This window comes from Bacillus sp. ok061 (assembly GCF_900108285.1).
GTDB classification, from domain to species: Bacteria; Bacillota; Bacilli; order Bacillales; family Bacillaceae_G; genus Bacillus_A; species Bacillus_A thuringiensis_S.
Map to the genome: position 1 here is coordinate 52838 of NZ_FNUW01000025.1, position 14585 is coordinate 67422.

Consider the following 14585-nt stretch of genomic DNA (forward strand, 5'->3'; position numbering starts at 1 on the left):
ACTTGTTCTCTATAAATTTTTCACCCAACATACCGAACCATCGCCACTTCATCACAATAATCCACCTTTGGGCAATGTCTACAATCAATCCATACTTTCTCTGGCAACGCTTCTTTATTTACAAAATCAAATCCACACTTTTGAAAAAATACTGTTTCATATGTTAAGGAAATTACTCTTTTTACATTTATTTTCGTAGCTTCCTCCATTACATGATTTACGAGCATACGCCCTATCCCTTTCCCTGCATATGTATGCGAAACTACTAACGATCGTATCTCTGCAAGATCTTCCCCTAATACATGCAATCCAGCAACTCCAACAATTCTCTCATCTTCTTTCATAACATATAAACATTGCAAATATTGATAAAGAGACAAAAGAGAACGCGGTAAAACAACTCCCTCTTTTGCATAAATCTCAATAAGACTATAAATTTCTTTCACATCACTCGTAACTGCATTAAAGATTTTCATATTACATCACCTTGCTCCCGATATTAATATTTATAACTTCGAATGAATTTTAATACATAATTTTATATAATAATACAGCTCTCTTTTCTCCTCGTCAATCACTTTATACAAACAAAAAACCAAGCAATCTAATCGATGCTCGGTTCCTCATTTCGTATCGGTAATACCGTCGAATATTTAATTTCACGAAGTGCTAAACTTGTCTGTATCCTTGTAATACCAAGCTTATTCAACATTCTAATAAACTGCTCCAGTTCTTTACGATCACGATTTGCAACCTTTAATAAATAATCGTACTCTCCTGTTAAACAGTGACATTCTAACACTTCTGGCATTGATTCTAATTCTTTCTCCAACACTTCCAACTTGTCAAATTGATGAATATTCGTACTCATAAAAATAAAACATAATAAATCAAACCCAAGCTTTTCTTGATTTAAAATCGCAACTTGCTTATCGATGAAACCTTCCCCATCTAATCTTTTTATTCTTGCATGCATCGCAGCCGGTGATAAATTAACGCGACGTGCCAGTTCTGCATTACTTACTTGTGACTCCTTCTGCAATATATCTAAAATTTGTACATCCAAATCATCCAACACTTTAATAACAGACGACTCCATTACAATTCCCCCTTTTTTCTTACCGATGATTATTCGAAAAAACACCTTATAATTCATATAAAATTGAATATATTTTCGTAAATACTATTTACAACTAAACATTTTATCGAGTTTTTATCATTATACAAAAGAATATATTACATAATAAAGAAAAATGCTAAAATTATTTACAATTCGTATTGATTACAAAAAAGGGGATTTTAGTATGCCTTATTTTTATGTCTTTTTACTATTACTAACGAGCTTATTATGGGGAGGAAATTTTGTCGTTGGGAAATCACTCGTCGATCATGCATCACCGATGACACTGACAAATTTAAGATGGATGATTGCGATTGTTTGTTTATTACCAATGGTATGGTTTAAAGAAAAGAAAATCCTTCCACCACGTACCGCAATAATTCCGTTAATATTGATGGGAATTTCAGGGGTCGCTCTTTTTAACATTTTTCAATTTTTAGCATTAGAAAAAACATCCGCTACGAATGTAGGTCTTATCTCTACGTTGAACGCAATTTCAATCACATTATTTTCAGTATTATTTCTAAAAGAAAAAGTAAATACACTTCAAATCCTATCCATGATTGTTTCATTCTTCGGGGTTATCCTCGTCCTATTAAAAGGTGATTTCTCACTTTTATTTTCACTACATTTTAATAGCGGTGATTTATGGATGATTGCAGCAGTTTGTATTTGGGGAATCTATTCTGTTTGTAGTAAATGGGCAACAAAAACAACTACACCACTTATGGCAACGTTGTACTCTGGTATTTTCGGCGTTATTTTATTACTACCGTTTAACATAGGTAGCTTCACTGTTTCAAATATAAATACTTCTTTCATCACATCACTTTTATATACTGGGCTTATTTCGACAGTTCTTTGTATGGTATTTTGGAATCTTGGCGTACAAAAATTAGGCGCAACTACATCAGGTATTTTTCTAAACTTCAATCCAATTTTCACAGCCATTCTAGCATTCATATTTCTCGGAGAAGAATTAACGTGGATACAAATTTTAGGGACAATTGTCGTTGTAACAGGATGTTATTTATTTTCTCATTTCAAAACTGTTGCCGTTCAGCCTGTTAGACCTTTAATGCGAAAACATTCTTAATGAAAAAACATCGTCATCTGGGTTGGCGATGTTTTTATTTACTCTTCATTTCTTTTATATACTGCTTTTCCTCTTCTGGCGATAAACGTTCCGTCGCCTTGCCAGTATCTCCACCTTGAAGGCTCCATAAAAAGTTGTGCTCCTCAACGGTTTGAGAAAAATCTCCTTTTTCCCATCTATTTATAATAGAAAATAACTTCATTTTATATTGAAAGCCTGTACTATTTTCAATATCTCTTTTTACATTAGAAATTTCCTTTTTTGTCATCTCTACAAATCCCCATTTTTCAGAGGATTTTACCTTTTGGTGCACCATTTTATGCATAGTAGAAATAATTTCACCTTCACTAATTTGCGGAGCTTCTTCTGCGGCTTTTTTCTCTTTTTCGTTTGCCGCTCGCTCGGTTTGAATATTTTTATTTTCTTTTTCCACATATGCAAGCAATTTCTTTCCGCCAACTATAGAAGAGAAAATTACCATAATGGTAATACATATACCTACAATCCATTTAAAAAGCATTAGCTCTTCATTGCTTCCTTAACAATATAACTATCTACATATTGCTTAAACTTCACGATTTTTCCGTTCTCAAGTTGCCATACATGAACAAATTCTGCTTCAAATGATTTTCCTGTTTCTTTATAAACTCCAGAATACATACCTTCAGCAATAATTACATCTTTTCCGTTTACTTCATGATATGTATTTACACTTGCTTTATAATCATCCCATTCTGATCCTAAACGGCTAAACACATTTTCCATTATAGCTTCTACGCCTTTATATGTTCCGCCATACGGGAAACCTTCTGCCTCTGTCCATTCCACTTTTTCAGAGAAGGCTTCTGCTAAATGCTGTGCATTCGAAGAAGCTGATCCTTCATACGTGCTTTGAATAATTTCTAAATTTGATTTAGGCATATTACTTCCTCCCGTTTATTTATTTCTACACAAGACGTAACCAACATAGTTACATCTTGTGTAAAAAAATATTTAAATTGTTTTACTCTTAATCTATTTGTTGTAATTATTATAGTTACAATTATTCTTCAAGTCAACAATTTATAAATAAAATTTACTTCGTTTTCATTACTTTCTCTTTTAAGAAACGATCTACATATCCTTCTGCTTTTACTACGAATAAATACGCACCCATTGATAATAATGCAAGATCTAATTCATATCCCGGATTCTTTCCATCTCCTAATAAACCTGCTGCTCCATTTACCTTTACGATAGCTCCAGCTAAAATAAGAGCGAATAACAATCCTACATATCGGACACCTAAACCGATAATTAATAATATACCACCAACTAATTCAACTGTTGCTACGCCGTATGCAAGGCCACCTGGTAAACCGATGCTTGTAAACCATCCTGCTACGTTATCGATACCTGATTGAAACTTTGCTAAACCGTGTGCAAAGAACGTAACTCCTAACACGATACGAATAATTAAATTCCCAATATATTGATTCATTTTGAACTCTCCTTTTTGTTTTGTTATAGTGAACTTTTATTTACAAGTCAAAACAATACGGTATTTTATTTCATTCGTCAAATACTTTTTTAAAGAAAACAAAAAACATTATCCGTTTTACGGATAATGTTTTCCTACAAAATAGCGCTAATTCAAGCTTTTATTCTATCGCATAGAAAAAGTTGAAACATTTTTCCAACGCCAATATAAGGCAGTAAAGAAACGTCCTCTTCCATAACCATTCCAACAACATTCACTTTCTCATCTACAGGTAAATCATGTGTAGCAACTTGTATCTCCCCTGCATATCTACCGTACAATTCATTATCAATTGTAATGCTGCCTTTCTTTCTTACAATTGTATGCATCGGCTGTAAAACCACTCTATTTCTTTCCCTTGATTCTACAGATCGAATAACATCACGAGCCGGATCTAGTCTATTTGTATGCACTTGCTCCACCACTTTTAATACTTCTTTATCAGTTATAAATGATTTGTAACGCAATGGAATAATCCCTCTACTCGCACTAGCTACTTCTTGCATACTTTCCAAACTTGCGCTTATATCTCCAATCAATACTTTATCAACACCACAATCTTGAACAAGTTCTAAGTACGCTTCAAGCGGGCGCATATGGCGATGTTTTTCTAACGTTGGCAACCCTTCATGTAACGGACCACGTTTTTCCGCATCTCCTGGAATAAATGCCATCGTTTTTATTCCGCACTCCTGTAAATATTGATTTTGCTTTTGTAAGAAGGACTTTGCTAGTCCTGTCTCTGGACGTGGGTAAAAATTATGCCATGCTTCTACATTCTCTACTCTTATATGTTCTGCAAGTAATTCTTTCCAAAATGGCTTTATAATCGTACTCGCATTTAAAGCTACTTTCATCTTATGAGATACGCTTGCAATTTCTTTTGGCGCAATGCCGTAATCCATTCTTAAACCGGTAATGCCCCAGTCCAATAGTTCTTCCACATTTTCATATGTTAGCCCTAAATGGTGTAACGATTTTGGAGAAACATCAATCATTAACTCCATTTCATGTGCAAGAGCTTGTTTCCCTAATATTTGAATTAACTCTTTATACGTATTTGGATCATCTTCTGGAATGTGCAGTGATGTAAAAATAGATGTAAACCCATTTTCCTTCGCTACTTTTAGCCACTCTTCTTGTTTCTCTACTCGTTCTTTTGAAAGATAAATGGAAACTCCGATCATATAAATCTCCCTTTCTATTAATAGAAAAAGAGAAAGGAACCCCTTTCTCTATATGTTTTCTGCCATTTCTTCTTTAAATCCGAAGAAGTACGTAAAGATAAATCCAAAAGCATATGCAATTACTAAACCTAAGAAATATAGTAAATATTTATTGTCAGCAATTAACGGAATTAAAGATAGCCCTGATACGCCAATTCCAAGAGAAGCTGTTTGCATAACTGCTTGGAATGCACCACCGACAGCCGCTCCTAAACAAGCAGTAATAAATGGTTTCCCAAGTGGTAATGTCACCCCGTATAATAACGGCTCACCAATTCCTAAAAAGCCAACTGGCAATCCACCTTTAATTACATTTCGAAGTCGCTTGTTTTTTGTTTTCACATAAATCGCAATTGCTGCGCCCACTTGTCCAGCACCAGCCATTGCGAGTACTGGCAATAAAGGTGTTACGTGTGTTTGATTAATGAATTCCATATGAATTGGTGTTAAACCGTGATGCAATCCGACCATAACGAGAGGTAAAAATGTTCCGGCAAGTACTGCGCCAGCAAATGCTCCGCCAATATTTAAAATAGCATTAATTCCGCTCGTAATACCATCTGATAAGAAACCTGCTAATGGCTGAATGGCTAACATCGTTACGATACTTACAACTAATACAGTAATGAGTGGTGTCACGATAATATCAACTGCATTCGGCACTGCTTTTCGAACTTGTCTTTCCACTACAACCATAAGCCATGCTGCAAAAATAACTGCGAATAATCCGCCCCGTCCGGGCACTAATGCTTCACCAAACAATTTTACGTTTGCCATCGCCGGGTTAAAAATTAAAATACCAGCAATTGCCCCAAGAACCGGTGTCCCGCCGAACTCTTTCGCTGTATTCCAACCAACTAAAATTCCTAAGAATGTAAAGATACCGCCGCCAATGAGTAGTAACATTTGTAACCACGTTGCATTTGGATCAGCACCAGCGTTTTTCGCAAAGTTAGCAACCCCGTTTATAATTCCTGACGCAACAAGTCCTGGAATTAACGGAATGAAAATACTTCCTATTTTTCGTAAAAAGTTTTTCACCGGTGTATTATTTTTCTTCTTAATCTCTGATTTCATCTCTTGTCCAATATCTTCAAGGTGATGATCTGCTACCTCACCAATTCGTAGCCCTGTCAAACCTTCCATTTCAGCTGCTACTTTATTTACTGTTCCGGGACCAACGACAACTTGAAGCGTCTCATCTTCAATCACACCCATAACGCCTTCAACTTTTTTTAAAAGGTCCATATTTACTTTACTTTCATCATGAAGCGTTAATCGTAGTCTCGTCATACAATGAGCAATACTACGAATGTTTTTTATTCCTCCAAGTTGCTCCGAAATTTCCTTGGCCATTCTCTCTCCTTTCTTCATAATAGAATCCCCCCTCCCTATTATTTTATAGTGCTTTCTTCACAAACCCTTTTGCGTATTTTAGTTTCTCCAGTGCTTCCCCATACTCACACTGCAACAACACCATAACAATCGCAGCTTTTACGTTACGTTCTGCCTTTTCATAATACTCTCCCGCTACTTCATAACTAGCGCCTGTTGCTTCCACAATAATGCGTTTTGATCGTTCTACTAACTTTTCATTTGTAGATTGAACATCTACCATTAAGTTTTTATATACTTTCCCAACACCAATCATAGAAGCTGTTGAAATCATATTAAGTACTAATTTTTGCGCTGTACCAGCCTTTAAACGCGTTGATCCTGTTAATATTTCTGCACCTGTCTCTACTTCCACGTTTAACTTTGCATATTTACTTATTTCAGCATTTTTATTACAAGAAATACTCGCTGTACTCGCTCCTACGCTCTGTGCGTATTTCAAGCCACCAATTACGTAAGGAGTTCTGCCACTTGCAGCAATTCCAATCACTGTGTCTTTCTCATTTAATCCAATACTTTTTAAATCTTCTTCTGCTAACTCTTCGCGATCTTCGGCACCTTCCACCGCTTTAGTAAACGCTTTCAATCCACCTGCTATAAATCCTTGCACCATTTTATCATCCGTGCCAAATGTCGGCGGACATTCCACTGCATCTAGAATACCTAAACGACCACTCGTACCAGCACCAATGTAAATTAAGCGTCCCTCTTCTTCAAAAGATTTAATAACAGTCTGTACAACCTTTTCAATTTGTTCTATCTCTTTTTCAACTGCTAACGCAACAGTTCGATCTTCTTCATTCATACTTTGCAACACTTCTTTTATGCTCATTTCATCCAGATTCATTGTTTTCTCATTACGATGTTCTGTCGATAAATTTTCTAACATATTTCCACCCTCTTTGAAATTATATTTCACACTTTTATTATAACTTTAAGAAACTAAAAATCAATAACTCTTTCTTATTTTATGAAATAAAATTTCACAACATGACATATTTGTGTCAAAGATAATAAAAAAGATGAGTCTCCTCACCTTTTCTTCTACTTTAACTTCCGTAACCGCAACGCTTCTTCTCGCGTCTCCATAAATTGATCCAATACTTTATTGCCAATTCGGTTGAAAGTAATCACATATAAAGCATCAATCATATTCAGTTGCGTCATTCTCGACGCAATACTTGCAATACGATGATCTTGTTCTACATCTGGCATACAAAGACGAATGTCCGCTTCTTTATATAAGGGGGATGATTGATCTAGCTTCGTAATTCCAATAACAGTTGCACCTTGTCTCTTTGCATACTGCGCCATTTCAAGCACATCTCTCGTTCGACCAGATGTTGAAATCGCAACAAATATATCGCCTTCTTTTAAATTTGTCACAAGCGGCAACATCATATGAAAATCAGATAGCATCATCGCTGTAAATCCGAGCCGCGTAAATTTATAAGCCCCGTCCATTGCTGGCGTAGCTGATCCGCCTACTCCGTAAAATATAATTTTATCCGCATTGACAATACGATCTGCAGCTTTCTCAAGTTCCTTCTTATCTATCGCAGTAACACTCGCCTCAATCGCAGCTTTATTCACATAAGTGACTTTATTAAACAAATCGTACGGGCCATCTTCCGTATTCATCACTGAAAAATCGTTAATATTATAATCAGCAATCGTTAATTCACGAACGAGTGCTATTTTAAATGCTTTAAAGCTCCCAATCCCAATCGACTTACAAAAGCGAACGACACTCGCTTCACTTGCGCCTGCATTCGTTGACACTTCTTTCGTCGTTAAATTCGGTACAATCTCTGCATTCTCCATTATGTACATGGCAACCTTCTTCTCAGCTGGTGAAAATTGATCCATATTACTTTCAATTTTAAATAGTAATGTTGAAGCTTTCACTATTTAACCTCCACTTCTTACGGTTGCGTTCACTTATTTTCTCTTACTTCAAGAAGGTAAAAACCATCATCGCCAGGAGGATGAAACACATTTACAATGCGATTCCCTTTTTGATAAACAGTTCTTTCTCCTTCTGTCCACTTCTCTTTCCAACCGTTCATCCAAATCGCAACATCAGGTAAAAAAGCAGTATATTTCAGCTTCTGATCGTACTCACCATCTGCTTCTTCCGAAAAAATAGAAACCGGAAAATCTTTCACTTTTGATTCTTTCCATGCAGTAAATGGTATACATACTGCAATAAGTACAATTACACCGATAACCTTCTCCTTCGTAATCTTCACACTTCCCTCTCCTTGTCATATCACATACATAGATTTTACCATAATTACAAACCCTTCATGCTATATGATCGTTGCTTTTAGGAATAAAAAAAGAGCTTACCTACATCAGATAAGCCCTTCCTCTCTATACAAAATATTTCTTCAAAAGTGGCGGTGTAATAATCGTCGTCAATATAACAACAATAACAATCGCTGTGAAATTTTCTTTCGCTAATAAATTCGCCGTAAGTCCATTTGCTGCGATGATAAGCGCTACTTCACCACGTGATACCATCCCCGCACCAATACTAATAGAAGATTGGAGATTAAATCCTGTCAGTCTCGCTCCTAAACCTGATCCGATTAACTTTGTGAAAATTGCAATGAGAGTCATAATAATAATGAACCAAAGCTGGCTTCCAATGCCTTGAAATGTAATTTCCATTCCGATACTTACGAAGAATACTGGAACAAATATTGCATAAGCAATCGGTTCAATTTTATGTTCCACCTCATGCTTATACTCTGTTTGAGAAATAGCAATTCCTGCTGCAAATGCTCCAATAATGCCTGCAATCCCCATCATTTCACTGTAATAAGAAAAAGAGAAGCAAATAATAAGAGCCGCGCTAATTAACGCTTCTGTTACACGAAGCGGGACAAGCATTTTCATAATCCAAGGAACGACTTTCCAAGCAATAAAAACAATACTTACAAAGAAAATAATTTTCTTTGCAATGACAAGTGTTATATTAACATCTTGTGTTCCTAAAAAACTCATTACAAATGCCAATAAAATAACGACAATGACATCATCAAATACGGCAGCACCTAAAATTGTTATACTTTCTCTCGTATTCATTTTTCCTAGATCACGTAGCGTCTGCACCGTAATACTAACCGATGTTGCGCAAAGTAATAACCCTAAAAAAATGGCATGGGACTGCATTAATCCAAACAGCAATCCTGTTACATAACCACCGATGAAAGGAAAAATAATTCCACCAGCCGCTACTGCAAATGACGATTTCAAATTCCGATTTAACTCTTCTAAATCTGTTTCAAGTCCCGCCATAAACATAAGTAACAAAACACCAATCTCACTCAATTCATCAATCAGTTCAGAACTATTAATAATACCTAATACAGCCGGACCGATAATAATACCGACAATTAACTTACCAAGTACAGAAGGCTGACCAAGTCTTACACTAATGTCACCAGCTAATTTCGTACAAAGTAAAATGACGACAAGTTCAAAATAAAATAACATAGCATCTGCTCCTACTTTAACTTTAATCAGTGGGTCGTTAACCCCCGTCCATTTCTGCAAGTAGTTTCCCCTATTGATCCGCATTTTATTTGTCATATTTTTATTTGACAAAATATTCTGAATTATATTAAGATTAATCCAGCAATTTTAAAAACTACATACCATAACTGCACCTCCACTTCCTTACCTACTCTTTTTTAACGGGCTCATACTATAGTCGTAGTTATGGAAATGAAAAAACGGGGGGAGAGTCCAAAGTGAAGTCATTATTACGAAAAAAAGCGCTTAGTACTGAATCACCAAAGCAGCTAGATAGAACATTAACTGCACTCGATTTAACGTTTCTAGGAATCGGCGCCGTAATTGGGACAGGGATTTTTGTATTAACAGGTATTGTTGCAGCAAAACATTCTGGTCCTGGTATTATGCTATCATTTCTTATTGCTGCATTTACTTGTGCTTGTGTAGCCTTTTGTTATGCTGAATTTGCTTCTTCTATTCCTGTCTCAGGAAGTGTGTATACTTACGCATACATGACAGTCGGAGAAGTCGTCGCCTTCATCGTCGGCTGGTGTTTAATGCTCGAATATTTACTTGCCGTTGCAGCAGTAGCTGTCGGTTGGTCTGGTTATTTACAATCTTTACTACAAGGATTTAACGTCCATCTTCCCGCCATAATCGCCTCGGCCCCTGGCGTAGGAAAAGGTGGTCTCATTGATTTACCAGCTGTCTGCATTTTACTTCTTATTACTGGCCTTTTAAGTTTTGGTATACGCGAAAGCGCACGCATTAATAATATTATGGTTCTTATCAAGTTAGCCGTTATTATCGCCTTTATCGTAGCAGGTGCAAAATATGTAAAACCTGAAAATTGGACACCGTTCATCCCATTCGGATACGACGGTATTATTACTGGGGCTGCCACTGTGTTCTTCGCCTTCTTAGGATTTGATGCAATTGCAACCGCTGCAGAAGAAACGAAAAAACCGCAGCGTGACTTACCAATTGGTATTATCGGTTCTCTTCTTATTTGTACTGTTTTATATATGATTGTATCTTTCGTTTTAACAGGTATGGTTCCTTATACGCAATTAGACGTTTCTGATCCAGTTGCATTTGCATTGCATTTCGTTGGTGAGGATACAATTGCAGGACTACTCGCTGTTGGAGCGATGACTGGAATGACAACCGTTCTCTTAGTCGTTATGTATGGACAAGTTCGCGTTTCGTATGCAATGAGCCGTGATGGTCTACTTCCAAAAGCGTTAGCACGTGTAAATAAAAGAGTAAAAATCCCTTTATTAAATACGTGGATTACTGGCGTTGTTGCTGCTTTATTAGCAGGACTTTTAGATTTACATTTGCTAGCGAATTTAGTAAACATCGGCACGTTAACAGCCTTTACATTCGTTTGCTGCGCAGTACTTATTTTACGAAAAACACACCCTGATTTAAAACGTGGATTCCGTACACCTTTCGTACCTGTATTACCAGTTGTCGCGATTCTTTGCTGCTTATATTTAATGATCAATTTGTCTAAAACAACATGGATTAGCTTTGCAGTTTGGCTTATAGTCGGCTTATGCTTCTATTTCTTCTACTCTAGGAAACATAGTCATTTAGCTATTGAAAAAACAAATGATGAAAAGAAAAAAGCATAACAAAATAGCTCGCCGATAAAACGGCGAGCTACCTTCATATCTTATTATTTTTTTTCGTCAACGATTGTAAAATGATGAATATGCCAATGCAAGCTGTAAACCATGCCCAATTTCCTATTGGTGTCGAGTATTTAACCATTCCAATACCTACAAGCAATAGGAAAATAATCACCTGATATATGAGCTTCCACTTTTGCATATATTCCCTCCTTTACTTCGTTCCCTTCTTTTTATTCTTCCAGGCATTCAAACTATCAAAGAAAAAGTTAATAAATAACGTTCCTAGTCCTGCTAATAAAAAAGTCATTAAAAATAAAACCCAAATACTTTTCTCTTTTAAGAAATAATATCCTACAAGGAGCACAACCGCGATCCATACATATTCAAGAATCCTTTTTAGCTTTTTCTGTTCCAAATTATTCGCTCCTTCATTCTATGCTACTTTTAGTATAACAAAAAAGAAGCCTATCATGATAAGCTTCTTTTCTTCTCTCTTATTTGTTCATACTTTTGTCAACGAGTGAAATCGCATACTCTAATGTACGATTCATCGTTTCTACCTGTGCATCTTTTACTTCCACATCTTTTAATACAGCTTCTGCAACTGTAATTTTTTGTTGCAATGATTTCACTGAACCATCTGTTACATTTACAGCTTGCGCTTTCTTCACTACTGCTTTTGCAGATTCAATATTGATCTGTAATTTTTCTTTCGGTGTTTTTGGTTGTTCTTCTGCCACTTTTGATTGTACAAATGTTACATTAGCTGTTTTTAATTCGTTATACGTTTGAATAATTTGTTCCCCAGTACTTCCTACATTTTCGAACGCTTGCTTTGCAATGTTATAGCTTTTCTCTAGTTCTTGAAATGCTTCCTTTGAATATTGACCTGGCTTATCACCAAATTCATACGTACCAGCTAACACTTCTTTTACTTTTCCAAGCTCTTCAAATAACGCAGTTACTTGCTCTAACTTCGTACGGTTAGAAAACTCATTGTACGCTGCTAATACTTCTGAAGAACTTAACGCTTTACTATATAATTTCGCAAGCGCAATTTGTCCGTTTAACGGAATACCACCATTTCCGTTACTATCAGGATCCGCTCCAAGTGCAAATGGTACGTTTGGATGATACACTTTCCCAGTAGCTGGCTGGCTATTTACTTTTTTACCATCTACGTAAATTGCCACTTCACTTCCGTTATATGTTCCTGTTAAGTGATACGTTTTATTTGCTGCTAATTTCGTTCCAACACGTTTATAGCTACCACCAATATGAGCCCACAGTTCTACAGTTCCATCGCCTGTAGATTCAAAACCAATTCCACCGCTCTCTGTATTTTGCAAAATACCTTGGCCACGGATTTGATTCATTGAAAATACCGTTTCTAGCGTAAATGTATTTGCTACTTTCTCTTTTTGTGCTGCTGAAAATGGAAGGTATCCAAATGTATTAGATTGTCCGTTTAACTTCATAACATTCTTTTTCAATGCTTTATCATATTCAATAGTCACATTGCCCTTCACATCACCTTTTGTACCAAATGGTGAATTGTCTTTAAATGTACCATCTGCAAAGTTTACATCAAAAACATCAGCTTTTGGTACTTTCACATTCGGGTCAATATTATCTTTTTTCGTAGTAATTTCCGCAGTTAACGGCTGCGCGGTTTCATTGCCAAATGAATCAATCGCAAAGACTTCAAGTGTATATGTTTTCCCGCCATCTAATCCTGCAAGCGTAAACGTAAGATCTTTCGGCACTGGATCACGATAAAACTCTGAGAATGCTAACAATTTATTTTTTATTTCACCCGTTTGCTTATCTCTAGCCTGTACACGGTAAGAGTGAACAAGAAGGTTGTCCAATGCTTGCGGGAATGTTACTGTTGCCGCATTTTCTGTTACATTTGATACAGCAAGCTTTGCATCCTTAGCAAAGTAAGGCTTTTCTTTATCACGATCTTCTACATGTGTAAATGTTTCTTTCTTTGCTGGTAATTTAATTTTCCATGGCTCGCCTGTCCAAGAATTCGTATGGAAATCGCGTCGATTAATCGTTACTTCTTTATCGTCTACTTCTACTAATAAACCTTGGCTTAATGCACGCGATTCTGAAGGAGTATTCCCTTGCACTTTGCCACCCTCTACCTCCATATAGCTTACAGAAGAGGTACCAACAGATGTAAAGTCCTTTTGATGAATCGATCTTGGATCATCTAATGGATAATGTGAATGACCTGAAAACGTAATGACTTGCGGATATTCTTTTAATACTGCATTAATTTTTGCACTATCCTTTGTTCCCCATTCTTGGCTACCGTACACTGTATCTTTAATATGTTGATGTAAAAATACAAAAATCGGTTTTTCTGGATCATCTTTTTGCGCCTTTGCCATTTCTTCTTTTAACCAATTAATTTGTTTGTCCGAATAATACCCATGTGTCGTTTCATTTTCTGGAGACATTACGATAAAATGATACCCTTTTACCACTTTATGATAATAAATTGATTCCATTCCTGTTTTTTCTAAGAAACGCTTCTGCGCTCCTTCTACAGATAAACCGTTCCAATAATCATGATTACCAAGAGAATTCATTCGTACTGCATCTTTATTTGCATTTTCGTTATATACTTGCATGAAACGATCATATTGCTGCACAGACCCTGAATCAGTAAAATCTCCCACAATTACGAACGCATCTTGCTTTGGTGCAAGCGTATTGAACTGTTCAATCGCTCTTTTCCAGCGAAACATATCATCTGTTCCACTATTTTTAATATGAACATCACTTACAACTGGGAAAACTATTTTCTTCTCATTTGGTGCCTTTTCTTGCTTTTTCTCTTCCGCTTTGACTGATGTACTCCACGGAAATGATACAAATGCTAATACAAAAACCATCAATAATCCAATAAGACCTTTTACTTTTCGTAAAGCAATTCTTTCCACGTGAATCCTCCTCATAATAATTGATTCATTACAAGGGCTATTTTATCTAATACATGTTAATGTCGTTTAAATAACAAATGAACTTTATTAGATTTTTGTAAATATAC

The 14585-nt window shown here is 36.1% G+C and carries 16 protein-coding genes; 2 read left to right on the forward strand and 14 right to left on the reverse strand.

Features of this window, described 5'->3' with window-relative positions:
* Positions 1–20: 20 nt before the first annotated feature.
* Positions 21–476, reverse strand: coding sequence for an N-acetyltransferase (locus tag C4S65_RS25400; RefSeq protein ID WP_000689150.1), 456 nt, complete (start codon positions 474–476; stop codon positions 21–23).
* Positions 477–604: 128 nt separating this feature from the next.
* A complete protein-coding gene (locus C4S65_RS25405) occupies positions 605–1099 on the reverse strand; it encodes an Lrp/AsnC family transcriptional regulator (protein WP_061667627.1) in 495 nt (164 codons plus the stop codon).
* Between the two features lie 205 nt (positions 1100–1304).
* Between C4S65_RS25405 and C4S65_RS25410 the strand changes: the two genes are divergently transcribed.
* Positions 1305–2216, forward strand: a complete 912-nt coding sequence (locus tag C4S65_RS25410) for a DMT family transporter (RefSeq protein WP_086406523.1) — start codon at positions 1305–1307, stop codon at positions 2214–2216.
* Between the two features lie 34 nt (positions 2217–2250).
* On the opposite strand, the gene C4S65_RS25415 is transcribed toward C4S65_RS25410, so the two are convergent.
* From C4S65_RS25415 to C4S65_RS25455, 9 genes are all read right to left on the reverse strand, one after another.
* Complete coding sequence (locus tag C4S65_RS25415; RefSeq protein ID WP_000897988.1) at positions 2251–2736, reverse strand: PRK06770 family protein; 486 nt, start codon at positions 2734–2736, stop codon at positions 2251–2253.
* Positions 2736–3137, reverse strand: a complete 402-nt coding sequence (locus C4S65_RS25420; protein WP_001126709.1) for a nuclear transport factor 2 family protein — start codon at positions 3135–3137, stop codon at positions 2736–2738. The genes C4S65_RS25415 and C4S65_RS25420 overlap by 1 nt, the downstream gene beginning before the upstream one ends.
* A gap of 154 nt (positions 3138–3291) precedes the next feature.
* Entirely contained in the window at positions 3292–3696 is a 405-nt protein-coding gene (locus C4S65_RS25425) for a DoxX family protein (protein ID WP_001077751.1), read from the reverse strand.
* A gap of 152 nt (positions 3697–3848) precedes the next feature.
* The gene (locus C4S65_RS25430) at positions 3849–4922 is read right to left on the reverse strand and encodes a MupG family TIM beta-alpha barrel fold protein (RefSeq protein ID WP_086406524.1); all 1074 of its coding nucleotides are present in this window, start codon (positions 4920–4922) and stop codon (positions 3849–3851) included.
* A gap of 48 nt (positions 4923–4970) precedes the next feature.
* Positions 4971–6335, reverse strand: coding sequence for a PTS transporter subunit EIIC (locus C4S65_RS25435; RefSeq protein ID WP_086406525.1), 1365 nt, complete (start codon positions 6333–6335; stop codon positions 4971–4973).
* 25 nt (positions 6336–6360) lie between these two features.
* Positions 6361–7245, reverse strand: coding sequence for an N-acetylmuramic acid 6-phosphate etherase (gene murQ / locus C4S65_RS25440; RefSeq protein ID WP_000892346.1), 885 nt, complete (start codon positions 7243–7245; stop codon positions 6361–6363).
* Positions 7246–7400: 155 nt separating this feature from the next.
* Positions 7401–8264, reverse strand: coding sequence for a MurR/RpiR family transcriptional regulator (locus C4S65_RS25445; RefSeq protein ID WP_000648167.1), 864 nt, complete (start codon positions 8262–8264; stop codon positions 7401–7403).
* 29 nt (positions 8265–8293) lie between these two features.
* Entirely contained in the window at positions 8294–8608 is a 315-nt protein-coding gene (locus C4S65_RS25450; RefSeq protein WP_000704955.1) for a hypothetical protein, read from the reverse strand.
* Between the two features lie 124 nt (positions 8609–8732).
* Entirely contained in the window at positions 8733–9944 is a 1212-nt protein-coding gene (locus C4S65_RS25455; RefSeq protein ID WP_141551092.1) for a cation:proton antiporter, read from the reverse strand.
* Between the two features lie 173 nt (positions 9945–10117).
* Between C4S65_RS25455 and C4S65_RS25460 the strand changes: the two genes are divergently transcribed.
* On the forward strand, positions 10118–11521 hold the full coding sequence (locus C4S65_RS25460; RefSeq protein WP_061667632.1) for an amino acid permease: 1404 nt from the start codon (positions 10118–10120) through the stop codon (positions 11519–11521).
* 34 nt (positions 11522–11555) lie between these two features.
* Here the strand turns inward: C4S65_RS25460 and C4S65_RS34640 are convergent, their stop codons facing one another.
* The 3 genes from C4S65_RS34640 to C4S65_RS25475 all read right to left on the reverse strand — a co-directional run bounded on the left by C4S65_RS34640 (position 11556) and on the right by C4S65_RS25475 (position 14478).
* Positions 11556–11720: a hypothetical protein gene (locus C4S65_RS34640; protein WP_086406527.1), complete on the reverse strand. Its 165-nt coding sequence runs from the start codon at positions 11718–11720 to the stop codon at positions 11556–11558.
* Positions 11721–11732: 12 nt separating this feature from the next.
* Positions 11733–11936 (reverse strand): hypothetical protein, encoded by a 204-nt coding sequence (locus tag C4S65_RS25470; RefSeq protein ID WP_000435797.1) that lies wholly within the window; start codon positions 11934–11936, stop codon positions 11733–11735.
* Between the two features lie 79 nt (positions 11937–12015).
* Positions 12016–14478, reverse strand: a complete 2463-nt coding sequence (locus C4S65_RS25475) for an FN3 and LamG domain-containing metallophosphoesterase family protein (RefSeq protein WP_000439560.1) — start codon at positions 14476–14478, stop codon at positions 12016–12018.
* Positions 14479–14585: the final 107 nt, after the last annotated feature.